Origin of the sequence: Vibrio sp. V30_P3S12P165, from assembly GCF_009904905.1 — a bacterium.
Lineage (GTDB): Bacteria > Pseudomonadota > Gammaproteobacteria > Enterobacterales > Vibrionaceae > Vibrio > Vibrio fujianensis.
This window is the reverse complement of the sequence record NZ_WXWH01000036.1, coordinates 1-25,283: the sequence shown is the minus strand read 5'-3', so window position 1 is coordinate 25,283 and position 25,283 is coordinate 1. Positions and strand designations below refer to the sequence as shown.

19 protein-coding genes are annotated in these 25,283 nt (G+C 43.0%); 7 read left to right on the top strand and 12 right to left on the bottom strand.

Going from position 1 to position 25,283, the window contains the following annotated elements; genetic code table 11:
• The first annotated feature begins 70 nt into the window (after nt 1-70).
• The 5 genes from CAG57_RS07430 to CAG57_RS07410 all read left to right on the top strand — a co-directional run bounded on the left by CAG57_RS07430 (nt 71) and on the right by CAG57_RS07410 (nt 7,199).
• A complete protein-coding gene (locus CAG57_RS07430; protein ID WP_161428042.1) occupies nt 71-1,522 on the top strand; it encodes a RimK family protein in 1,452 nt (483 codons plus the stop codon).
• A 170-nt stretch (nt 1,523-1,692) separates the two neighbouring features.
• Entirely contained in the window at nt 1,693-2,631 is a 939-nt protein-coding gene (locus tag CAG57_RS07425; protein WP_099611864.1) for a zinc transporter ZntB, read from the top strand.
• Between the two features lie 120 nt (nt 2,632-2,751).
• Complete coding sequence (gene chrA, locus CAG57_RS07420; protein WP_161428043.1) at nt 2,752-3,900, top strand: chromate efflux transporter; 1,149 nt, start codon at nt 2,752-2,754, stop codon at nt 3,898-3,900.
• 322 nt (nt 3,901-4,222) lie between these two features.
• Nucleotides 4,223-5,356: an HD-GYP domain-containing protein gene (locus tag CAG57_RS07415; RefSeq protein WP_161428044.1), complete on the top strand. Its 1,134-nt coding sequence runs from the start codon at nt 4,223-4,225 to the stop codon at nt 5,354-5,356.
• Between the two features lie 157 nt (nt 5,357-5,513).
• A complete protein-coding gene (locus CAG57_RS07410) occupies nt 5,514-7,199 on the top strand; it encodes an AMP-binding protein (protein ID WP_161428045.1) in 1,686 nt (561 codons plus the stop codon).
• Nucleotides 7,200-7,343: 144 nt separating this feature from the next.
• Here CAG57_RS07410 and fusA read toward each other — a convergent pair whose 3' ends face one another.
• Nucleotides 7,344-9,431 (bottom strand): elongation factor G, encoded by a 2,088-nt coding sequence (fusA, locus tag CAG57_RS07405; RefSeq protein WP_099611860.1) that lies wholly within the window; start codon nt 9,429-9,431, stop codon nt 7,344-7,346.
• Nucleotides 9,432-9,657: 226 nt separating this feature from the next.
• The gene (gene radA / locus CAG57_RS07400; protein WP_099611859.1) at nt 9,658-11,037 is read right to left on the bottom strand and encodes a DNA repair protein RadA; all 1,380 of its coding nucleotides are present in this window, start codon (nt 11,035-11,037) and stop codon (nt 9,658-9,660) included.
• 176 nt (nt 11,038-11,213) lie between these two features.
• On the opposite strand from radA, the gene CAG57_RS07395 reads away from it, so the two are divergent.
• Nucleotides 11,214-13,553, top strand: a complete 2,340-nt coding sequence (locus CAG57_RS07395) for a PilZ domain-containing protein (protein WP_099611858.1) — start codon at nt 11,214-11,216, stop codon at nt 13,551-13,553.
• Nucleotides 13,554-13,607: 54 nt separating this feature from the next.
• Here CAG57_RS07395 and serB read toward each other — a convergent pair whose 3' ends face one another.
• Nucleotides 13,608-14,603 carry a phosphoserine phosphatase gene (serB, locus tag CAG57_RS07390; protein ID WP_161427061.1) on the bottom strand — a complete coding sequence of 332 codons (996 nt, stop codon included), beginning with the start codon at nt 14,601-14,603 and terminating at the stop codon, nt 13,608-13,610.
• A 101-nt stretch (nt 14,604-14,704) separates the two neighbouring features.
• Here serB and CAG57_RS07385 point away from each other — a divergent pair, with 101 nt between their 5' ends.
• Nucleotides 14,705-15,316 carry a YtjB family periplasmic protein gene (locus CAG57_RS07385; protein ID WP_099611857.1) on the top strand — a complete coding sequence of 204 codons (612 nt, stop codon included), beginning with the start codon at nt 14,705-14,707 and terminating at the stop codon, nt 15,314-15,316.
• Nucleotides 15,317-15,372: 56 nt separating this feature from the next.
• Here the strand turns inward: CAG57_RS07385 and deoD are convergent, their stop codons facing one another.
• The 9 genes from deoD to CAG57_RS07345 all read right to left on the bottom strand — a co-directional run bounded on the left by deoD (nt 15,373) and on the right by CAG57_RS07345 (nt 24,905).
• Nucleotides 15,373-16,098 (bottom strand): purine-nucleoside phosphorylase, encoded by a 726-nt coding sequence (gene deoD / locus CAG57_RS07380; protein WP_099611856.1) that lies wholly within the window; start codon nt 16,096-16,098, stop codon nt 15,373-15,375.
• Between the two features lie 153 nt (nt 16,099-16,251).
• Nucleotides 16,252-17,472: a phosphopentomutase gene (locus tag CAG57_RS07375; RefSeq protein ID WP_161427062.1), complete on the bottom strand. Its 1,221-nt coding sequence runs from the start codon at nt 17,470-17,472 to the stop codon at nt 16,252-16,254.
• 18 nt (nt 17,473-17,490) lie between these two features.
• Nucleotides 17,491-18,834 (bottom strand): thymidine phosphorylase, encoded by a 1,344-nt coding sequence (gene deoA / locus CAG57_RS07370; protein ID WP_161427063.1) that lies wholly within the window; start codon nt 18,832-18,834, stop codon nt 17,491-17,493.
• Between the two features lie 94 nt (nt 18,835-18,928).
• A complete protein-coding gene (gene deoC, locus CAG57_RS07365; protein WP_099611855.1) occupies nt 18,929-19,708 on the bottom strand; it encodes a deoxyribose-phosphate aldolase in 780 nt (259 codons plus the stop codon).
• A 436-nt stretch (nt 19,709-20,144) separates the two neighbouring features.
• The gene (locus tag CAG57_RS07360; protein WP_161427064.1) at nt 20,145-21,401 is read right to left on the bottom strand and encodes a NupC/NupG family nucleoside CNT transporter; all 1,257 of its coding nucleotides are present in this window, start codon (nt 21,399-21,401) and stop codon (nt 20,145-20,147) included.
• A gap of 196 nt (nt 21,402-21,597) precedes the next feature.
• Entirely contained in the window at nt 21,598-22,413 is an 816-nt protein-coding gene (locus tag CAG57_RS07355) for a TatD family hydrolase (protein WP_237665731.1), read from the bottom strand.
• A complete protein-coding gene (locus tag CAG57_RS16050; RefSeq protein ID WP_099611852.1) occupies nt 22,385-22,591 on the bottom strand; it encodes a hypothetical protein in 207 nt (68 codons plus the stop codon). Before CAG57_RS16050 ends, CAG57_RS07355 begins: the two co-directional genes overlap by 29 nt.
• Before the next feature lie 10 nt (nt 22,592-22,601).
• Nucleotides 22,602-23,375 carry a peroxide stress protein YaaA gene (gene yaaA / locus CAG57_RS07350; RefSeq protein WP_099611851.1) on the bottom strand — a complete coding sequence of 258 codons (774 nt, stop codon included), beginning with the start codon at nt 23,373-23,375 and terminating at the stop codon, nt 22,602-22,604.
• Nucleotides 23,376-23,474: 99 nt separating this feature from the next.
• Nucleotides 23,475-24,905 (bottom strand): alanine/glycine:cation symporter family protein, encoded by a 1,431-nt coding sequence (locus CAG57_RS07345; RefSeq protein WP_099611850.1) that lies wholly within the window; start codon nt 24,903-24,905, stop codon nt 23,475-23,477.
• Between the last annotated feature and the right edge of the window lie 378 nt (nt 24,906-25,283).

The window sequence follows — 25,283 nt, the reverse complement described above, 5'->3', positions numbered from 1 at the left end:
ATTGGATGAAAAAGTGGTTGGTAAGATTGTGTTTCAATCATAGACCTATTGATTTAGGAAGAATATAGCCATGGCAAACCTTTTAATCGTGACCGATCAAGCCAGTGATTGGCAACAATATTTCCCTTCAGAACAAGTAGTTAGCGTTGACCAATACCTAGACGCAGAATGGAAATCGACCCAGCGTAGCGTACAAGTGGTCAATTTATGTCGCGATTACGATTATATGAGTACTGGGTATTACTGCTCTTTATTAGCCGAAGCCCGAGGTCATCGAGTGATTCCGAGGGTGATGGCGATTAATGACATTAACCAACCTTTCTTACTTTCATCTGGATTGGTTAAACTCAATAAGCTATGTAAAAATATTGAGGCAATTCATTGTAAAATCTATTTTGGCCGTACACCAGAAAAAGGGCTAGAGAAACTGGCTCAACGTTTGTTTGAACAATTTATGGTGCCCGTTATAGAACTGGATATGAATAAAATTCACGGTCAATGGCAAATCCATAAGATTGCCCCCTTCCCTTTCCAAGACTTACAAGATAGCGAACAGGATTTTTTTATTGAATCGCTAGAACTTTTCTCGAGCAAAATTTGGCGAAAACCGAAACAAGAAAAAAAATACCGATACGATATCGCTATGTTGGTGGATGAAGAGGAAAAAATGCCCCCCTCCGATGCCTCAGCGTTAAAACATTTCCGACGAGCCGCCAATCGGTTAGGAATGAACTTAGAACGACTCTCTCCAGACGATCTCTCCCGACTTGGCGAATTTGATGGGTTATTTATTCGAGCCACCACCAATATTAGTAACTACACCTATCGTTTTGCCAAAACAGCAGAAAAAATGGGATTAATTGTGATGGATGACTCTGAGTCGATCATGAAATGTACTAATAAGGTTTTTTTAACCGAGTTATTACAGCGTAATCACGTTCCTGCACCCAAAAGTGTCATCGTGCAAGGCTTTGATACGCAATGGAAAAGCTACCTGATGGGGCAGCTTGATTTTCCAATGGTGTTAAAAATTCCAGACGGTGCCTTCTCACGAGGCGTAGTCAAAGTACGCGATGAGCAAGAGCTAGAAAAAGAAGCAAATACGTTGTTTAAAAAAAGTGCCTTGATTTTAGCTCAAGCCTTTATGCCGACTGATTTTGATTGGCGAATCGGGGTTATAAATCGCCAGGCGATTTATGCTTGTAAATATATGATGAGCCGTGGCCATTGGCAGATTTATCAACACCATAGTAGTGGCAGAGTCTCTTCTGGTGGCTTCGAAACACTGGACTTAAAACAAGTACCAAAACCAGTTGTCGACATTGCGGTCAAGGCGGCAAACCTGATCGGTAGCGGATTCTATGGTGTCGACCTTAAAGAGATTGATGGCCAAGTATATGTGATTGAGGTGAACGACAACCCCAGTATTGATCATCACGTTGAAGATGCTTTTCTTGGTGAGTTACTGTACGACCGAATCATGACTGAGTTTTTACGTCGTATTCAGATGCGTGGCTTTTAAACGTCTTATCTCACCGCTGAAGGCTTGGAGTTGCAACCACTGGGGCAACTTCAAGTTAAACTGAGATAATCATGTTTAACATAACCATGTTTGATATAACCATATTTGACTCTGACCCAAGGACTCCTTTATAAAAGTACTTGGGTTTATTTTTACAAAAGGAAAGAGAGATGGATGATCTTATCGCTCACTGGGAATTCAGTCCTCATCCGATATCGTGTTCCCGACAGATGCCTCAAGCAATTAAAGCAAATCACTGGTATCACTGCCAACGCGATAAAGAAGGGCTGCGCAGCTGGTTACTCGATAATACCATTCCACCTTCTATCGTCGACAGTTTACTGGCCGAAGACACCCGCCCATTATTTGAACAGTATGATGAGCAAAACTTTTTACTGATTTTACGCGGAATCAATCTCAATAAACACGCCGATCCTTCCGATATGATAAGTATTCGTATGCTCTATTATCAAGGCGCTTTGATCACCAGCAGGAAAATTCCATCAAAAACCCTTACTGAAATACATGACTTATTAACCAAGGGAAATGGCCCTAAAAACCTCGCCGACCTAATCCTATCCATTATTGATGGGCTGAACAAAAATATTGATGATTACCTCGATTCAGTAGAAGAGAAGATCACCTTATTTGATGACGAAACAGAACTAAGCCTCCCACTGATCGAAACCCATAAAGCTTTACTGAAAATAAAACGCTTTATTAAACCTCAACAATACGCTATCGATGATTATCAATCCTCAAGCAGTTTACTCGCAACCACAAAACAGCTACGTTTGCGTCATAGTGTCAATACCATCATTCGTATCAATGAAACATTAGACTTTTTTCTGAGTGAACTCGAAATTATCAAGGGTGAACTTCGTCAATATCACGCAGAAAGAATGAATCAAAATACTTACCTTTTTTCAGTTATTGCCGCTATTTTTTTACCCACTAGCTTTTTAACTGGCTTGCTAGGCGTCAATGTGGGGGGAATACCTGGAACAGAATCACCGTTCGCATTTGCATTATTTTGTGGCAGTTTAGTCGCCATTTTCATTCTAGAATTTTGGATTTTACGTCGTTTACGGTTTCTAACGAATCAGTGAGTTACCACAGAATAGGTTTGCTGATTTCGGGAGAACCATGCCAGCCACGCAAGGATCGTTGTTCATTGATTGAATAAGTAGACCCATTGGTATCGTCTCACGTGAATAAAGGAATGCCTTATGTGGGAAATATTTAAAACTTTTTTTATTTTAGGCTGGATCTGTTTTGGTGGCCCCGCCGCTCATATTGGCTATTTTCGCCAAACCTTTGTGGCTCAACGTCAGTGGCTAAGCGATCAACAGTACGCTCAACTGGTTGCTTTAAGTCAGTTTTTACCTGGGCCAGGGTCAAGCCAAGTTGGTTTTGCTATTGGTTATCAGCGTGGGGGATTAATCGGTGCCAGTCTTGCTTTTCTTGGCTTTACGCTTCCTTCCATATTTTTAATGCTATTATTAGTCGTCGTTAGTCAACAATGGCTTAACCATCCACTGTTTGATCACCTGATCCACGGTTTAAAATTACTCGCCGTACTGGTGGTCGCCGATGCTACTTGGGGAATGTATCAAAGCTTTTGTCGCCGTAATTTAACTCATAGCCTATGCTTAATCAGTGCGGTCACTTTACTACTCTTTCCTGGAATTTTCTCCCAAATTGGCATATTGATATTTGCCGCTATGGTCGGCATGGGCTGGCTACAAAAACCACACTCATCTTTTAATTCAACTAAATTTAGCCTTAACTGGTGGCCGATGCTGCTTTTCGCTGCTCTCTTCATTGGGCTTCCTTGGCTAACTCAGGATCAACCTATCCTAGCCTTATTTGAAACGTTTTTTTATGCTGGCAGCTTAGTGTTTGGTGGTGGGCATGTGGTGATGCCTCTATTGCAAGGTTTACTCGCAGACCAAATCTCTACCGATACGTTTTTAACTGGCTATGCTGCGGCTCAAGCGGTACCTGGGCCAATGTTTACACTTGCAACGTATTTAGGCGGTCATCTATTTCCCGACGCTCCTATTTGGGGATCGCTTATCGCAACCGCTGCCATTTTTCTGCCGGGTTTTTTACTCTTACTGAGTGTATTAAAAAATTGGCAAACATTATCTAACCAGCCCTTAGTTTCTGGTGCACTAAGCGGAGTGAACGCTGCTGTAGTCGGGCTATTACTTGCCGCACTCTATCAACCGGTTTTCATCAGTTCGGTTTTAGTGCCGATAGACGCGGCTTTACTGATTATCGGCTATGGATTATGGAAGATCGCCCGCTGGCCAATTCTTGGCCTCGTTGGTTTTTATCTTCTCTGTGGATTAGGGTTGGCATTAATTGGGTAAAAAGAAGGGAATTTTTGCTGAGTAGATCGGTTAGTTCTCATTTTATCGCCTAAACTAAAATAAGCGACTATACCCAAACAACTTGGCGTTGCAGGTAGGCAGCAAGTGAGTGACAAATTTGTCTGGAAAAAATTTGAACAGCCGTAGGCTGGCCTTTAGTGAGAGCCACGGATGGTTCTCATAATCTCCATGAGCATAGGCAAGCTATGTGATTGGGGTGAACGAACGTAGCCCCCCTGCAGCTTCAAGTAGGAAGGGTATACCCCTAGTTGAACGGCATAAAATAGAAAATAATCGCACCAACAAGAAGGATGGCACCGATATGGAGAATAACGATTTACATGACTTCTTTGCTATTGCTGGAACGTTAAATCATCAATTGTCTCATATTCATCAGCGGATCATCACCCACGATCCAATGATTGCACGCCTCTCTTTTGCGCTATACGATGCCGAGCATGATGAATTAAAAACATACGCGGGTAGCACATTAAACGGCCTTGAACTCGCCCATTACTCTTGCGTTTTGAATGACTTACCTTCACTAAGGCAGTGTATCGAATCCGGAGAAGTTCGTTATATTAATGACCTACCGCACGAACTCAATTCGACCCATCCGCATAACCGTTGGTTAATCGCACAAGGTTTTCAGTCCTCTTTGGCCTTACCTGTTTATCACGCGCAAACCTTTATTGGGTTTATCTTTCTTAATTCTTGTGAAAAAAATGCTTTTAATCCGGAAAAATATACCACTCTCAAACCTTTTATTGACATCATTCGTTTTGTCGTTAGCTCTGAATATGATTTAGTCCATTCACTGATCACTGCTGCCACTGAGATAAATGAAAAATCAGTTGAACATTGGCAAGAGTCTAGAGCACACAAAGAGCGGATCAGCCGTTTTGCTCGGGTAATAGCTTTAGAAGTGGCGAGTATTTATCAATTAGATGATGAACTCATCGAACATATTAGCCAATTTTCTAAATGCCATGACATCGGAAAACTGTCAGTTCCAAGCCAACTTTTAAATAAACCGAGCGCTCTAGGTCATGATGAACGAGTATTATTAAATCAGCATGTAGAGAAGGGCATTGAGATCATTAACCAAATCATTGATGAGATCGGCTCGCCAGAACATCCTAGCGTGTCTATTCTTAAAGAAATTGTGGCTTATCACCATGAGTTTCTTGATGGCAGTGGCTACCCTTATGGATTAACTGAAGAATCCATTCCTATCTCGGCTCGGATTATTGCTGTTGCCAATATTTTTGATGCCTTAACCAATCATCGGCCTTATAAACAAGCGTGGTCGATCCCTTTTGCCTTATTAGAATTAGAGAAAATGGTGAACGCTGGTAAATTAGATAAACATTGCGTTAATGCACTGCGTTATCATCAGGATTATATTAAACGGGTCATTGAAGCTTATCCAGAAGTCGATCCGCAAGATCGATAACTAGGGTCTGTTGTTAAAAAAATAATACTTTTATTTAAATTATAAAAATCGGTCATAGGCAATAAATGTGAGTTAATTCCACTAACATCCTCTGACTCCTGTGCTACATTTATAGTTAATTAACATAAATATAACAAATCAAACATGGAGTTAGAGAATGAACCATCCTAACAAGTTAAGCCAAACAACTTGTGCTCTCCCGCCACCCAATGAAATGATTTTAACTTGGGCACAAACTCGTCCTCACGATGTGTATCTCCGACAAATTATCAATCGCGAATTTGTTGAGCTCACATTTTCTCAAGTCGCTGATAGCGCATTAAGGCTTGTTTCAGCATTGCGAGCTTTAGGCGCGGAACCTGGAGATAAAATAGCATTAATCTCTAAAAACTGTGCTGAATGGTTTATCTGCGATCTAGCGATGATGCTCGGCGATTATGTCAGTGTTCCAATTTTTCCTACAGCAGGCTCTGATACCATTGAATATTGTATCCGTCACAGTGAAAGTAAAATATTAATTGCCGGTAAACTTGATGATGCGAAAGCCACAACCCAAGTATTAGAGGAGATGCCTGATTTACTCAGTATTGCGTTACCCTATCCTTCTGCTCCTCAATGCCAATATCAATATCATGACTTAATAAAGCAACATTTACCCAGTGAAGAACGACCACAACATTACGATGATAAACTGATGTCTTTGGTATACACATCCGGCACATCAGGCTTGCCAAAAGGAGCTATGCTCACTTATGGTGCTTTTTCTTGGTCAGTACAACAATTGCTCAACCAGATTGGCATTGAAAAAGAAGATAGGCTGTTTTCCTACCTCCCACTCGCTCATATTACCGAACGAGTTTATGTCTTTGGTACCTCAATTCAAGGCGGTGTCTTAACCGCATTTCCTGAATCCTTAGATACGTTTATTGAAGATGTAAAAATGCAGCGTCCAACGCTATTTATCTCCGTACCTAGGCTATGGACTCTGTTTCAGCAACGTATTCAAGATAAATTGCCACAGAGAAAACTCGATATTTTACTCAAAATTCCGTTAGTAAATAGCTTAATCAAACGAAAATTAGCCGATGGGCTTGGTTTAAACAAAGCTCGGGTACTCGGTTGTGGTTCAGCCCCCGTCTCGCCTGCATTACTTAAGTGGTATCACAGTGTTGGACTCAGTATCACTGAAGCTTGGGGGATGACAGAGTCTTTTGCTTATAGCACACTTAATTATCCTTTTAGAGCCGATAAAATAGGCACGGTTGGTCACTCCGGCCCAGGTATTCGTCTAAAAATTACCGATGAAGGAGAAATACTGGTGCATAGCAAAGGAGTGTTCTCTGGATACTACAAAAATGATACCGCGACGAAGGAAGCATTTGATAGTGACGGTTGGCTACACACGGGTGATAAAGGAAATATTGATGCTGATGGCTACTTAACTATCCAAGGCCGAATTAAAGATACCTTTAAAACAGCAAAAGGAAAATTTGTCTCTCCAGTACCGATTGAAAATAAACTCTTTGAATACAGCCGGGTAGAAATGCTCTGTTTGATCGGTCTTGGTTTACCAGCCCCCATTTTACTCGTTGTACCTCACAACTTTCCTCATTTTGATAAAGCTCGCTATGAAAGAACCACAAAAAAAGTGATCGATAAAATCAATGCGCAACTTGAGTCTCATGAACAGATAAAAGGGGTGTTGATGATTAAAGATCCTTGGAGTATTGATAATGGTATTCTGACGCCAACTTTAAAAATAAAACGGCACGTATTAGAACAAAAATATCATGAAGTCGGACAAAACTGGCCAAAAGATCAATTGATCGTCTGGGAAAAATAACGCGCAAACGAGAGACTAATAATCTTATTGTTGACTCGATAATAAAGCAGGAATTTAGGTTTAGCATCGAATAACAAAATCAGCTCCATAAAAAAGCCCCATCAGCTTTACTGATGGGGCTTTTTAAGCATCTAAATTAAAGAATTACTTCTTCTCTTTTTTCGCTTTAACGTCAGCAATCACGGCTTCAGCAACGTTAGCTGGACATGGTGCGTAGTGTGAGAACTCCATAGAGAACTGACCACGACCAGATGTCATTGTACGTAGCGTACCGATATAACCAAACATTTCAGATAGTGGAACATCAGCTTTAACACGAACGCCAGTTACACCCGCTTCTTGGTCTTTGATCATACCGCGACGACGGTTTAAGTCACCGATAACGTCACCGACGTGATCGTCTGGAGTGAACACGTCAACTTTCATGATAGGCTCAAGAAGTTGTGGGCCCGCTTTAGGCATAGATTGACGGAATGCACCTTTCGCCGCGATTTCAAATGCGATTGCAGATGAGTCCACTGCGTGGAAGCCACCATCAAATAGTTCAACTTCAACGTCCAGAGTTGGGAAGCCCGCAAGAACACCCTCTTGCATCATGCCTGCAAAACCTTTTTCGATTGCTGGCCAGAATTCCTTAGGAACGTTACCACCAACAACCGTTGATTTGAAAGTGAAACCAGAATTTAGTTCACCAGGCTTGATACGGTAATCAATCTTACCGAACTGACCAGAACCACCAGACTGTTTCTTGTGTGTGTAGCTATCTTCAACCGCTTTGGTGATTGTCTCACGATAAGCAACTTGCGGTGCACCGACTTCTAGCTCAACACCATAAGTACGTTTCAGGATATCAACTTTGATATCTAGGTGAAGTTCACCCATACCTTTAAGGATGGTTTCGCCTGAATCTTCGTCAGTTTCAACTTGGAATGATGGATCTTCTGCAACCATTTTACCGATCGCAATACCCATTTTCTCTGAACCATTTTTATCTTTAGGCTTAACCGCGATAGAGATAACTGGATCTGGGAAGATCATTGGTTCTAGCGTACATTCGTGCTTTGGATCACAAAGAGTGTGACCAGTTTGAACGTTCTTCATGCCAACAACAGCGATGATGTCACCCGCTTGCGCAGAATCAATTTCGTTACGTTGGTCAGCGTGCATTTCAACCATACGGCCGATACGTTCAGTTTTACCTGTAGCACTGTTAAGAATGGTGTCGCCTTTTTTCATCTTACCTGAGTAGATACGGATAAAGGTCAAGGCACCAAAACGGTCATCCATGATCTTAAACGCAAGCGCGCGTAGTGGCTCATCAGCAGAGACTGTCGCAACTTTACCTGTTGCTTCACCCGTTTCAGGATCAGTCAGAGGCTGAGGATCAACTTCAGTTGGCGATGGTAGGTAATCAACAACTGCATCTAGGATAAGCTGCATACCTTTGTTTTTGTAAGCAGAACCACAGTAAGTTGGGAAGAATGCTAGATCACGAGTACCTTTACGAATACAACGTTTGATGTCTTCTAGAGAAGGTTCTTCACCTTCCATGTAAGCCATCATGAGTTCATCATCCATCTCAACAGCAGTTTCAATCAACAGCTCACGGTATTCAGCCGCTTTCTCAACCATATCAGCTGGAATATCAGTAACTTCGTAGTTTTCTGGTAAACCTGAATCATCCCAAATGTATGCTTTTTGGCTCAGTACATCGACTACGCCTTTGAAATCGTCTTCGATACCGATAGGTAGAGTCATCACAAGTGGTGTAGCGCCAAGAACATTCTTCACTTGATCAACGACACGGTAGAAATCTGCACCCATACGGTCCAGTTTATTGACGAAAATAATCCGTGATACGTGTGAGTCATCAGCATAACGCCAGTTGGTTTCTGATTGAGGTTCAACACCACCAGAACCACAGAATACACCGATACCACCGTCAAGAACTTTCAAAGAACGATAAACTTCAATAGTGAAGTCTACGTGTCCAGGAGTATCGATGATGTTTAGGCGGTGATCTTTCCAGAAACAAGTAGTCGCAGCCGACTGGATAGTAATACCACGTTCAGCTTCCTGTTCCATAAAGTCAGTGGTGGTCGTACCGTCGTGACTGTCACCCATTTTATGGATTTTACCAGTTAGCTTTAGGATACGCTCGGTAGAGGTAGTTTTCCCCGCATCTACGTGAGCAAAAATACCAATGTTTCTGTATTTTGATAAGTCGGTCATTGTCTTACTCTGTTAATAAGGTATAAAGTGCGCGCAGAGTATATCACAATCTGTCAAGACTGATAGCCCTGCTTACGCTTGCTGAAAAAAAATAGTTAATGATTGTCTATTGCTGATGAAATATAGGTGATAGCGGCGAAAGACGCGAGTAAAGATCGGTGAAATTTACTTCGCCATCACACACCACCATTAAGAAAATCCTGCTGATTGGTCGTGTAGCCCAGATTTAAAGTTCATCAAAAGCACTAATCGCTTCCGATAACTTTCTCACGCCATGTATCTGCATACCAGTAATTCCATTTTTGGGCATATTAGCAATAGGCACAATTGCTTTCGTAAAACCATGTTTAAAAGCCTCATTAAGCCGCTCTTGTCCGCTTGGAACAGGACGTATTTCACCAGCCAAGCCAACTTCACCGAACACGACCACATCTTTAGGTAAAGGCTTATCCCGAAAACTCGATAGCAAGGCCATCAGTAAGGCAAGGTCAGCACTGGTTTCTGTCACCTTCACCCCACCAACAACATTCACAAACACGTCCTGATCGGCCATTTGTAAGCCACCATGTTTATGTAATACCGCTAACAAGAGTGACAGCCGGTTTTGCTCTAAGCCAACCGCGACTCGTCTAGGATTTGCTAACTGGGAATAATCCACCAATGCTTGAATTTCAACCAATAGTGGGCGAGTTCCTTCCCAAACCACCATGACAGAACTCCCTGAGGTTGCTTCTTCTCCGCGAGATAAAAAGATTGCTGAAGGATTGCTCACTTCTCGCAAGCCTTGCCCTGTCATAGCAAACACGCCCAGCTCATTAACCGCCCCAAAGCGGTTTTTATGACTTCGCAAAGTTCGAAAGCGGCTATCAGCACCACCATCAAGAAGCACAGAGCAATCGATAATGTGCTCCAGTACTTTTGGACCTGCCAGAGTACCATCTTTGGTAACATGGCCAACAATAAACACCGCGACATTATTTTGTTTCGCGTAACGTGTCAAGGCTGTTGCCGACTCTCGAACTTGAGCAACACTGCCAGGAGAAGACTGAACATCAGCGACATGCATCACTTGGATTGAATCAATCACCATGATGCGAGGTTGCTCTTTTTCGGCGATCTGACAAACGCGATCAACATTGGTTTCAGAGAGCATTTTTAAATGCTCTTTCGGTAATCCAAGCCGAGCTGCGCGCATCGCGACTTGTTGTAATGACTCCTCTCCTGTCACGTATAACGTAGGCATCTGAGCAGAAAGCAAACACATGGTTTGTAGTAGCAATGTTGACTTACCGGCTCCAGGATTTCCGCCGATTAAAATGGCCGCTCCGGGTACAACGCCACCACCTAAAACTCGATCAAACTCTTTAAAACCACTGCTAAAGCGGGGAACTTCCTGAAGATCAATCTCCGACAGAGTTTGTACTTGTGTTTCCGCCGCACCGCCTGCATACCCCATCAAGCGCTCATGACGAGCCACCTGAGGAGAAGCCGCTAAGCGTACTTCAGAAATGGTATTCCAGGCCCCACATGCATTACACTGCCCCTGCCAGCGTGGAAAATCTGCCCCACATTCGTTACACACATAAGCGCGTTTCGCTTTTGCCATGAATCCTCAAAACTTATCTGAACTGTGAACTAAAAGGTTTATGAAAAAGTTAAATCACTGCACTATAGACTAACATCATAGTTATGTTACTCACATAAACCTCTAAAGATTAAAGCAGTAACGCCGATAAATCAGTAGCGGCTCACTCTAACAGAGATTCACTTTACTAGAAACGTATGCAGCAATCCGAAATCCTCTCTTTCGCTGAACAACTCATTCCGGTGTACCACTCACCCGATTTTGAGTACCTACTATCTCAGATAACAGATGGTCAACCTCCTTCTGTCAAACTTTTAGTTAAGATGGAGCTCAACAGAGTAATGGCTCCTTGTTCAAAAATCATCGACTTACGAGGAAAAGTGCAGGGAGAGTGCCGAGAATATGATTTAGATGGCCGTAAACATTGGCTTGATGATGTTGCCTTTAATGCTTACCACAAAGGCATTAAAAAGTTTGGTGGCTATACGGAAGGCGTTTGGGAAAACCTCTACAATACGCATAATAATTTCCGAGTGATGAAACAACGGAATGACGGATCAAAATCCTCATCCGCCACTAGTGCCTCTTTTCAGGTCGAAGCAATAACACTTGGTTACGACCTACAACGGCAAGAAAATCGTTTAAAGCTAGCTACACAGGTTCAAATAACCCTCAATGATCAGTTTCTGCATGGTATCAGCGTTGACTTATCGGCCTCTGGGGGGAAATTTAAAGTTCCAGCGGCATTTAACTACAAATTAGGCCAAGTGATTCAAGTTCGTTTTAGCGAACTTGAAAAAACGTTAACCATACCCGGCATAACCGAAACGGTAGAGTATCGAATTCTGGCTATTGATGACTCTTATGATAATGACGCCGTCAAGTTTCTACGAACGTTAAAGCTGACCGAAACAACTCTTGTTGAAAATATCATTAATGAGGTTTTAGCCAGCAATCATCAAAAAGCTCGTCACGACAATCAAGATAAAATTATTCGAGCTCGAACAAGGGGATACGAACATACTTATCTTAAGCACACCTGTAACCTCCCCCTCTTTTTTAGTGGTAATGATTTAAAACTGGTACTTCTAACAGAGCATAATCAACCGACATGGCAATATTGGCATGACGAACGTAACCAACAAATGCTAGGCAGTGTTTTTAATCGCTCTCGGATGTCCTTACTCACCCAACCAGGGGTTGCCGATAGCGGAAACGTACTGTATGCGTTTAAACATCAACACCAAGATAAAACCTTATTTTTTTCGATGATGATGCCCGAGGCGCACCCCGCTCATCGAAAACTATTTTGGCATGTTGGGGCCAAAAAGGAGAGTTGGAAGGCGTTTCAGCTCACCATGTTTGAACTCTCCAATCAAGAACGCCAAGAGCTAGCACTACATGCCAAAGAACTGGCTGAACATTCAAATCAACTGACGCACTGCGGAATACTACAAGAGATTGCTGATGCCAGTGCAGCAACCGATTATTTACTGGTTGAAAAGCCTAAACTCGCTGCCAATGAATTAAATGCATTTCGCCACACACGCCAAGTGGTTGGTAAACCGATGGGAATCTACTTTGATGCTCGCTCACGACGTAAAGAACCGAGGTACCGTTTTCGTACCCCATTGCAATTAAAAATGCAAAAACAGGTAATTGCCGAAGGCGTTACGGTTGATCTCTCCAAACGAGGCTTAAGCATTATTCTTGATAAACCGGTCGCGCTTAAAGCGGGCGACAAAGTTCAGATTAACTATCATGAACTTAAGCTGTATGACTCCAACTTACCGCTCGATGCTCTTCCCTATCAGGTCATTCGTATTGGTCCAGAAGGACGACGCTTACAACTCATGATTGAGGAAAATTCGGCAACAATGAAAAGCATCGCCTTTTTTAATAGTATTATCGAACATAATCAAGATAAGTTGCTGCCGCAAAAAGAACAATTACCGAGCCCCGCTCTCCTCGAAGGGCTACATAATATCTTGCTCGATAAAATGGTCAGTTCACCGATATTTGTCGATAAAGTCGGCGTTAACCTAAGACCTAAAGTCATTGGCGTTAACTATCCACTCCCCCCTCACCTGACCTTGCTCGCCAAACTTGGGGAAAGTGATCATTTGTCTCTTGAACCTATTTTTAAAGGCCATACCAACACATTACTTGCCTCACCGATGCGCCGAATCGAGAAAGCAGAAGCTCATTATCATGAAGTGTATATCGCAGCGGTTAAATTTGCCGACCGTATTCAATCCGTTGAATCTCGTCTGTTGCATGAGTTTGATTCACTAAAAGAACGAGTTGAATTTATCCGCAAAGGTAAAGAAATGGGAGAACTTTACGTTCTTCGAATTTGTGCAGCTCCTGTTTTTGATCCGTTCACGACTTTATTACAAAGTGATCTTAATGAGCTGGCTTTAATTAATTTAAGCCAAGCAAAAAATTTGGAAAAAGAGATCGGTTCGATCGTGGGTTATGGAGAGCTTGCTGATATAACAGAAGAGGTTTTGACTCGTTTAGAAATCAAGCCATAACACCTCTTCTGTTTTTATCATAACGAGCTTCTCTCTGTGCTCGTTATGATTTTTTTAATCAGTATCGATGGATGGCTGCGCTTTCCAACTGACTTTTTGCTGTTTTACTAAGCCAGCAGACAAAATACACAGCACTCCTCCCAAATTACTATGGCGTATCGCTGTTTGAGCTTGTGCCTCCACTTTCGGCTTGGCATGGTAGGCAATTCCAAGCCCAGCCGTTTTCATCATCAACAAATCATTCGCACCATCACCAACAGCAACCGTGTTATGCTGCTCAAGAGCAAATGTCTCGGTAAGCTCAAGTAAAATATCGGCTTTGGTTTGAGCCCCAACCACCTGACCAATGACTTGACCTGTCAGTTTTCCATCGACGATTTCCAACTGATTTGATTGTGCATAATCAAAGCCAAGTTGCTGCTGAAGGTGATCGGAAAAATAGGTAAAACCACCGGAAGCAATTGCCGTTTTCCAGCCTAATTGTTGTAGTGTATGAATCAATTCGGGCAGTTCTGGCATTAAAGGGAGATGATCACGCACGGAGGCTAAAATAGCCGCGTCAGCCCCACGTAACTTACCAACCCGTTGCCGTAAACTTTGTTCAAAATCCAACTCTCCCTGCATTGCTCGTTCCGTCACTTGCGCCACTTCATCACCGACGCCGGCCAGTTTAGCAATTTCATCAATGCACTCTATTTGAATAGCGGTTGAATCCATATCAAAAACGATCAAGCCGGGTTTAGAAAGATCGGGCACTTCATCAATGCGCGCATAATCGAGCTTTAAATTTTGCAAGATGGTTTGATGCTCAGTCGAAAGTTCTCCCGCCATGAGTGCAACCTCATAAGCCCCCACTTTCCATGTTTCAACAATGGCAGTGTATTGCCCTGTGAAAAAATCGATATCTTCAAATTGCTGTGGCGTTAACTGTTCAGCAAAGACGATCCAATTGGCCTTTTTTTTATCCAATTGTGTTGCAAAGCGTGTTTCAGGAAGACGATTCAGCAAGGTGGTATGTTTTCTAATGCGTAACGTTTTTACAGCGTCCATGTCCACTTTCCTTTGTTATGATTACAAGACGTTACCCTATTGCAATTTGAAAACGCAAGTCTCAATATGGGTTAAGTGTGATTTTTTCAGGTTAACTGTCTATGGATGGCTCACTTTTTTCATTTCGTGTCGTATTACGCGGTTTCGTCATGCTGTTATTGATCGTGATGTTTTTGGTCACCATTCAAAATAGTGTGGTCATTAGTAAAGGTAATGAACGTATTCAGGCTAAACAACTGGAGACATTAACCAAGGTATTGATCAACCAAGCCTCTCTTTCTGCAAGTGCGATGTTGGCCGAACAAGATCAAGAGCGTTTGTTAGCCCTCACCAACCAACTCGCTCAGGAACGTTTGGTTTTTGATGCAACCATTTATGATGCGGAAGGTGTGAAACTGGCAGCCAGTGATGCCGCACTCAGTGCTCGCGAAGTATTAGGGTTAGATACGCCTTTACAAACAGCAAGTATTGGCCGACAACAATTGGTAGAGCCAGTCCTGCATGATGGGAATATCATTGGTTTTGTTCGCCTTACCTTTGAAACAGGTAAAGTGACTGCTATTTCCGATCATCATTATCGTAAAAGTGATCGTTATATGTATTTGATGTTACTGATGAGTTTTATTAGTGGTGTATTGATCACCTTACTATTACGTCACCAATTAAAGTCAAAATCAGTGAGTGAAAACTGGTTACTGAAACAGACCCACTAAAAAGCCCCAGCGCTTCGCTGAGGCTTAACTTTTCCATCTCAAACTTAATCGCTTAATTAAAAGTTCGCTTGGTCACCAATAAGAATCGAATCTAATGCGATTTCAATCATTTCATTAAAGGTGGTTTGACGCTCTTCAGAGGTAGTTTGTTCACCGGTTTTAATGTGATCAGACACGGTACAAATCGCGAGTGCTTTAGCGCCATATTCCGCTGCAACGCCATAGATCCCAGCCGCTTCCATCTCAACTCCGACAATGCCATATTTATCCATCACCTCAAACATGTCAGGATCTGGGGTATAAAACAGTTCAGCAGAGAATAAATTACCGACCTTCACATCAATACCGCGAGCTTTCGCCGCTTCTTCAGCCGCTTTGACCATTTTGTAATCTGCAATAGCAGCAAAGTCATGATCTTTGAAACGAATACGATTCACTTTCGAATCCGTACACGCGCCCATACCGATAACGACATCACGCACTTTAATTCCTTCGTTAACGGCACCACAGCTGCCGACACGAATAATTTTTTTGACCCCAAAGTCTTTAATCAGCTCAGTCACATAAATAGAGCAAGAAGGGATCCCCATGCCGTGGCCCATCACTGAGACTTTGCGACCTTTGTAGGTTCCGGTATAACCAAACATATTACGGACGTCACATACTTGTACGACCTCTTCAAGAAAAGTTTCTGCAATGAACTTGGCCCGTAGTGGATCCCCTGGCATAAGTACAACGTCTGCAAAATCACCCAACTGAGCATTAATATGTGGAGTTGCCATATTTTTATTTTCCTATGTTGCGTTTTTCTAACCCACCCTAGGGTCTGTTGACCTTAGCATAAATTAGGCAAAATCTCGCTAGTAACGTTTTTTGCTCAACTCAACCAACCGATTGAGCTGAGCCTTCGTTCACTTTTTATCTGTTATTAATAATTATAAAAAGTTTTTTCCGTAATCCATCGCAGATAGGCCAAAATAATGCGCAATGCTTTGTCCGATATCAGCAAAGGTTTCTCGCAAACCTAATGTCCCTGGAGCCACTTTTTGGCCAAAGACCAGTACCGGAATGTGCTCTCGCGTATGATCCGTTCCCATCCAAGTAGGATCACAACCATGATCCGCAGTGAGTATTAGCAGATCATCAGCTTGCATCTGGGCAAGAATTTCAGGTAAACGTCGATCAAAGTATTCCAGTGCCGCCGCATAACCGGCCACATCACGACGATGCCCATAAGCTGAATCAAAATCAACAAAATTGGTAAAGACGATGGTGTTATCACCCGCTTGCTGAATTTGCTCCACCGTGGCATCAAACAGTGCAGGAATGCCTGTCGCTTTCACTTTCTTAGTAATTCCACAGTTAGCGTAAATATCAGCAATTTTACCAATCGAAACCACTTGTCCTTGTTTTTCTTCAACTAATTTCTGTAATACGGTTGCTGAAGGTGGCTCGACGGAAAGATCGCGGCGGTTACCAGTCCGTTCAAATTGTCCTTTACCTGCACCAACAAACGGACGAGCGATCACCCGACCAATGTTGTAATCGGCTAACTCTTCACGAGCAATTTGGCACAATTCAAGCAGACGATCTAAACCAAATGTCTCTTCATGACAAGCAATTTGAAATACTGAATCGGCTGAGGTATAGAAAATTGGCTTACCCGTCGCCATATGCTCTTCCCCAAGATCATCAAGCACTTGCGTCCCTGATGCGTGGCAATTACCAAGAAATCCCGCCAAACCAGCACGCTTTAAAATGCGGTCGATTAGCTCGGTAGGGAAGCTGTTTTCTTTATCACTAAAATAGCCCCATTCGAACAACACGGGTACACCCGCAATTTCCCAATGCCCTGATGGGGTATCTTTACCAGAAGAGAGTTCAGCGGCGTGTCCATAAGCACCGATAATATCCGCGCGTTGATCCAACCCTGGGGCAAATTGTCCTGTAGCTTCTTTGTGTGCCATCGCTAACCCTAACTTGGAGAGATTAGGTAAACATAAAGGCCCTTGGCGATCGGCATTATCGGCTTTGCCTTGTTGGCACTGCTCGGCAATATGACCTAAAGTATCCGCGCCAACATCACCAAATTTTTCAGCATCAGGTGCCGCACCAATACCAAAGGAGTCTAAAACTAATATAAATGTTCTTTTCATTATTTTTCCTCACCGGAGTTACACATCTTCAGGTCGAATTTGACGATAGATTTCCGGAGTTTCTTGATAATTGCCGCCAATCTTAACGGCTTGTTGAAGTACTTTCGCAGCAGAATGCCATTGTGCTTCACTGCGGGCATGAATCACCGCCAGTGGTGTGGTGTGGTCTGCTCTTTCACCTAAACGGATAAATTGATCAAAACCTACGGCATAATCGATGGCATCAGTTGCCACTCGTCGTCCACCGCCCATACTGACGACCGCCATACCAATCGCGCGGGTATCCATAGCAGAGACGACACCGCTTTGCTCAGCATAAACCGGTTTGATCACCTGCGCTTTGTCTAAATAACGTTGATAATTTTCAATCAAGTCATGAGGGCCACCCAGTCCTGCCACCATTTTTCCAAACCGTTCTGCCGCTTGTCCGTTATCGAGCACGGCTTGTAACTTGGTACGTGCGTCTTGAGGATCGTTGGCTAATTTAGCCAACAGTAACATCTCAATACACGAGGCCATGGTTACCTCAAATAAGCGAGGGTTACGATATTCACCAGTTAAAAAGCGTATGGCTTCACGCACCTCTAACGCATTACCTGCCGATGAAGCCAATACTTGGTTCATATCGGTTAAAATAGCCGTAGTCTTGGTACCTGCACCATTCGCCACTGCCACGATCGATTTAGCCAATTCTTCAGAGGCTTGATAGGTTGGCATAAACGCGCCAGAACCGACTTTGACGTCCATCACTAAGGCATCGAGACCGGCTGCGAGTTTTTTCGATAAAATCGATGCTGTAATTAATGAGATATTATCCACCGTGGCGGTGATATCACGCGTCGCATAGACCCGCTTATCCGCAGGGGCTAGATTGCCCGTTTGGCCAATGATCGCCACGCCGGCCTGTTTAGTCACTTCACCAAACCGCTCATTGGTTGGCATAATGTTGTAACCGGGAATCGCCTCTAATTTATCGAGCGTACCCCCGGTATGACCTAAACCTCGCCCTGAAATCATTGGCACATAACCACCACAAGCGGCCACCATAGGGCCGAGCATTAATGAGGTCACATCCCCAACCCCACCGGTCGAGTGTTTATCAACGATTGGGCCATCAAAGTTCATGTGCGTCCAATCGATAACCATCCCCGAATCACGCATAGCACAAGTCAATGCAATGCGCTCAGGCATGGTCATTTCTTGGAAATAAATGGCCATCGCAAAGGCAGCAATTTGCCCTTCTGAAACGCTATTATCAGCCACACCTTGGATGAAAAAGTAGATTTCTTCACGGGTTAAAACTTCGCCGTCACGCTTGCGACGGATGATCTCTTGCGGTAAAAATGCATGAGATATAGACATAAGCGCCTCCCAAGCTCTCGATAAGAGCCATGGTCTAAATCGTGTATAGAAGATTTAGGTGGCGAGATTCGCCACCGATAGATAAACCAGAAACTTAGTAAGCGGTAGGATCAGCCTGTTGCTCTGAAACGCCTAATGTATTGAGGAGATTGGTCAATAAACTAGAAGCACCAAAGCGATAATGGCGGCTATCAACCCAATGATCCCCTAAGATTTCATCTGCCATGGCTAAGTAGAGAGCAGCATCTTCAGCGCTACGAACACCACCTGCAGGTTTAAAACCGACCTGCTTCGCCACGCCCATATCACGAATAACTTCTAACATCATTCGAGCATACTCAGGGGTCGCATTGACAGGCACTTTACCGGTTGAAGTTTTGATAAAATCAGCCCCAGCCTCAATTGCAATTTGCGAGGCTTGTTTAATCAATGCTTCTTCTTTTAGTTCACCGGTTTCAATAATGACTTTTAGCAGAACATGATTGCCACAAGCGTTTTTACACGCTTTGACCAAATCAAAACCCACCTGCTGATTGCCCGCCATCAAAGCGCGGTAAGGAAACACAACATCAACCTCATCGGCACCATAAGCTATTGCAGCCTTAGTTTCAGCAACTGCGATATCAATATCATCATTACCGTGGGGAAAGTTCGTTACCGTCGCAATTCGAATTTCTGGGGTTCCCTGCTCGCGAAGGGTCTTCTTAGCAATAGGAATAAAGCGAGGGTAAATACAAATAGCTGCCGTATTACCCACGGGACTTTTAGCATCATGACAAAGTTGGATAACTTTAGCATCAGTGTCATCGTCATTTAATGTTGTTAAGTCCATTAATTTGAGTGCACGTCGTGCTGCAGCTTTTAAATCGCTCATTTCTATCTCCGATCAATATATTCAATTAGTTCACTACTTAATGTGACGTTCACTCAACTAAGTAGCCACAAAATGAACGGACTTGGTTCCCTGAAGACTCGGTGCATCGCACCAATTGCTGTCCTTGTCACCGCACAGTACCAATAGGTATGGCACAACAATCTATGATTGCGGTGTCTATCTCGGGTAAATCATTTTACCCATGCTTGAATTTTACCGCTTGTCTCATCAAACATCGACATGACTGTCACTTCACTGACTACATGCTATAGCGGTTGCTCATAAAACGATAGCAAGATAGAAAGCGCAAACGGTTTGTATCTCAAAATAACCTAAGCCTAAACTCTTTGATGGGCTAAAAACACAAATTCCCCCGTAACAACTGCTTGCTACGGAGGAATAAGAGCTGGCGTCTATAAATTCAATTCCTAACCGGTTAGAAAGAAAGGAATAAGCCTGCGATGGTCGCTGCCATCAAGTTAGAGAGTGTGCCCGCAACCACCGCCTTGATACCCATGCGAGCAATATCGCCACGGCGTGAAGGTGCTAAGCTACCTAAGCCACCCAATAGAATTGCGATAGAAGATAAGTTCGCAAAACCACACAATGAAAAGGAAATAATCGCTTTGGTTTTTTCAGTCAATACCGCAGGCGCGGCATCGGTTAGATAAGGCGCAAACTGAGAATAAGCAACAAACTCATTGGCAACCGTTTTTAGACCAATAAACTCACCAGCAATGGTGGCTTCTTCCCATGGCACCCCAAGCATGAACGCTAAAGGAGAGAATAGCTGACCTAAAATCATTTCTAAGGTCAGTTCAGGCTTATCAAACCAACCACCGATACCACCAAGCATACCATTAATCAGAGCTATCAAACCGATAAAGGCAATCAACATCGCCCCCACATTAAGCGCTAATTGTAGGCCGGCAGAAGCACCACCTGCTGCTGCATCAATCACGTTAGCTGGCTTTTCATCTTCAGCCGCTTCAATGCCATGAATTTGGTCAACCGGCTTGTCGGTTTCAGGCATGATAATTTTTGCAAACAGTAACCCGCCGGGGGCAGCCATAAACGATGCAGCAACCAAGTATTCAATTTTAACACCCATTGAGGCATAACCGGCCAACACACCACCCGCAATCGAGGCTAAACCACCACACATCACAGCAAATAGCTCTGATTGAGTCATTTTCGGCACAAATGGGCGAACCACTAACGGAGCTTCAGTTTGCCCTACGAAAATGTTTGCCGCAGCAGACATCGATTCTGCACGAGAAGTTCCCAGCGCTTTTTGTAACCCGCCGCCTAGAATTCTAATGACCCACTGCATAACACCAAGATAATAAAGCACAGAGATCAAAGCAGAGAAGAAAATAAGTGTTGGAAGAACGCGGAATGCAAAGATGAATCCGCCCCCACCAAACAGCTCAAACATCTTCCCTGAAACTAATCCTCCGAACAAGAAGGATGTACCATCGTTACCATAGTTGATAACGCTCGATACTGCGTCAGAGAAGCCACGTAATAGTTCTTGTCCCCAAGGAACATAAAGAATAAATGCCCCTAAGGAAAATTGGATAGCAAAAGCGCCACCCACGGTTCTGAGATTGATAGCTTTACGGTTTGATGATAATAATACTGCGATAGCAAGTAAAAATATCATACCGATTAGGCTCATAAACAGGCTCATGGTTTATGACTTCCTTATAAGTTAAATATTGGCGTGTTACAAAAATGAAGCTCAAAAGCAGAGCAATTATACGCACCGCAATCAAGATAAAGTACCGCACCGTTCACACTTTATTATAAGATTCACTATACATTCACATATTTATGTGATTAAAGTCACCATTAATAACCCTATTGGCCAAGCGTGGAAAAATAAACTAGCTTGGTAGCTTGAATACTTGATGGCTATTTTGCCAAAGCTGATCAACTAATTGATAAGGTTCTTGTTGCTTGAGTAAAGCGAGTTCATTGAGGATTAATGGTAACTGGCTCGGAGTATTCGTGCGCCCTTGAAATCCAAATAATGGCATATCTGGAGAGTCGGTTTCTAGCACGAGATGTTCAAGCGGGATCGCCGCCACTGTTCGGCGAGTTTTTTTCGCTCTTGGATAAGTGATAACACCACCAATACCAAGTTTAAACCCTAATGCAATAAACTGTTTTGCTTCTTGTTCACTGCCGCTGAAAGCATGGATAACTCCACCTTGGGTAAAACGCGACTGTTTGAGGAGCTGTAATAAACGCTGATGGGTTTTCCGACTATGCAATATCACGGGTAACTGAGCGTTTTGTGCCATCGCTAGCTGCCTTGTTAAGATCATTTCTTGGTGCTGGGCTGTATCACTGATCATTGCATCTAAGCCGCACTCTCCGACAGCCACACAGGCATCACTCGCCTGCGCAAGATACAGCTCTAACCGATCAAAGCAATGACAAACGGGGAGAGAAGGCAAAAAGTGGGGGTGAATCCCTAACGCATAATAGAATATATCACCATGATATTTAGCGAGTCGTGCAACTGTGGCCCAATTCTGAGGGCCGACACTGGGAAGCAAAAACCGTATCACACCTTGCAGTTTAGCTCGCTCAAGTTCACACGCTAATCTCTGCTCAAAGATAGGCAGATCAAGGTGGCAGTGCGTATCAAACAGCCGATATTCCGACTCATTTAGCTTGGGATGATGTGACATCATCACTATGCTTCTCTGTTAAATCATTATACTTCTCTGTCAAATCACTATGCTTCTCTGTCGAATCATCGTATTTCTCTTGTCGATAAGGCACACAACTGCGTTTTTGCTCTGGAGTTAACCCCCATTGTTTACACCATGCATCGTAACGAGCGATAACATCTGATATCCACGGCCACATAAAATCTCCCTCACTGCTCGTCACGTTTGAATACAAGCTCAGTTGGGGTTGATTCTTGCTCATCAAAATAGTAACCAGCCACATTAAACTGAGTCAGTGCTTGTACCGAAGAAATTTGTTCATCAATAATATAACGCGCCATCATACCGCGTGCTTTTTTGGCATAAAAGCTGATCACTTTATATTGACCATTTTTATGATCTTTAAAGATAGGGGTAATAACCTGCGCATCCAATTGATTCACTTTAACCGCTTTAAAATATTCATTAGAGGCAAGATTGACTAAGACATGATCATCTTGAGCTTGAATAGCTTCATTGAGTTTATCCGTGATAATCTCTCCCCAGAATTGGTACAAATTACTACCGCGCGGGTTATCAAGTTTTGTCCCCATTTCTAATCGGTAAGGTTGCATCAGATCGAGCGGTTTTAGTACTCCATATAATCCAGAAAGTATTCGCAAATGCTGTTGAGCGAATGCTAAACCTTCATCGCTCAATGAATCAGCGGCTAAGCCTGTATAGACATCACCTTTGAAGGCAAAAATCGCTTGGCGTGCATTCTCAAAGCTAAAGTGTTCACTCCACTGGGCAAAACGAGCAACATTTAACCCAGCAATTTTATCGCTGACTTTCATTAACCGAGCGATATCCTCAGGCGTTAGCTGTCGACAAACATCGATTAAGGCTTGTGAATATTCAATCAATTCGGGTTGCGTGTAACTTTGGCTAGGCAGCGGGGACTCATAATCGAGCGTCTTTGCCGGTGAAACCACTATCAACATCGCTATATCCTATATTTGAGTTATTGAGCAACTTACTAGCCTACAAAAAAAGCCATGCATTGTCTGCATGGCTTTGACTATCTTTTTCATAGCGCATATCTATTGCGATTTATGATTATCCCAAATTCCATCTTCTAACTGAGATTTCAGCTCAGGGTAATCATTGGCATCAAACGTGGGAAGTTTTCCAGCTTTAAGCTGACGGTTATAATCTTTTGCCAATTTAACAACAATTCCTGATAACAATAAAATTGCCACTAAGTTAACAATCGCCATCAGTCCCATAGAGACATCCGCCATGGACCAGACAACCGGCAATGTGGCTAACGAACCAAACATCACCATACCCAAAACGATGATCCGGAACACCACTAATCCTTTCTTATTATTGTGCTCTAAGAAAATTAGATTCGTCTCAGCATAAGAGTAGTTTGCAATAATAGAAGTAAAAGCAAAAAAGAAGATAGCGAAAGCAATGAAGATACTTCCCCAATCACCAACTTGGGAACTTAATGCACGCTGCGTCAATTCAATCCCTGTCAGTTCGCCATGAGGAACGTATTCACCAGACATTAAAATAATCGCCACAGTTGCTGAACAGATAACGATCGTGTCAACAAATACACCAAGCATTTGAACATAACCTTGAGAGGCTGGATGTGGTGGATAAGGTGTAGCTGATGCAGCAGCATTCGGCGCTGACCCCATACCCGCTTCGTTTGAGAATAAACCACGTTTAACTCCGTTAATCATCGCTTGAGCAATGGCATAACCGACCCCACCCGCGGCAGCTTGTTCTAATCCAAATGCACTTCTAAAGACTAAACTAATAACATCAGGCAACTTATCGATATTAATAATCATGACCGCCAAGGCAATCACAATATAGGCTAACGCCATAAAAGGAACAATCAGCTCCGCTGTGCGGGCAATTTTACGAATCCCACCAAAAATGACAAATGCAGACAGCAGAACAATAGCAATACCGACATACAAAGGTTGAAAACCAAAAGCCGTATGCATAGCACTAGAAATTGAATTGGCTTGTACTGCGTTAAATACCAGACCGAAGGCAATAATCAGAAAGATAGAAAACAGAACGCCCATCCAACGCATTCCGAGTCCCTTTTCCATATAATAAGCTGGGCCACCACGGTAGTTGCCATCCTTATCGCGTGTTTTGTAGAGCTGGGCTAAGGTACTCTCAGCAAATGACGTCGCCATTCCGACCATTGCGGTCATCCACATCCAGAAAATGGCACCTGGCCCACCTAATGTTAAGGCTACCGCAACACCGGCCATGTTCCCGGTTCCAACACGAGCCGCTAGGCTGGTACATAATGCCTGAAAAGAAGAGATGCCAGATTTGTCTGATTTACGACTATTTCTTAGCACGCTAAACATATGGCCAAAATGGCGAAATTGGATAAAGCCCAACCGAAAGGTGAAGTAAATCCCGACTCCTACCAAAAGATAAACTAAAATAGACCCCCAAAGCAGGTCATTCATTAAGTTAATTACGTCTGTCACAAGAACCTCTCATAGAGTGATGCGCTGATGTTAGTCACAGCGAACACCGTAAATAGACATATTTGAATCCCGAAAAGTTATTAGTGTTATGGGATACATTTACAGTGGTGTACACGCTGATCCAATGAGTTGATTAATACAGCGATTTTTTTGACTGCCGGATAATGCAGCCTGAACCGGCAAAAATCAATATGCAATAAATAGCATTTTGTTGTTATTTTTTACTATAAAGTCACCATTCATTAACACACAAACGACCATTTAAATTGCAAATAAAAAACAAAAAATACACAAATAAACCACAAGAAAGATTAAAAAAAAACCAAACCTACCTCATTGCATAAGCAAAATCTCATATACTGAGAAGTCAGCTAACAC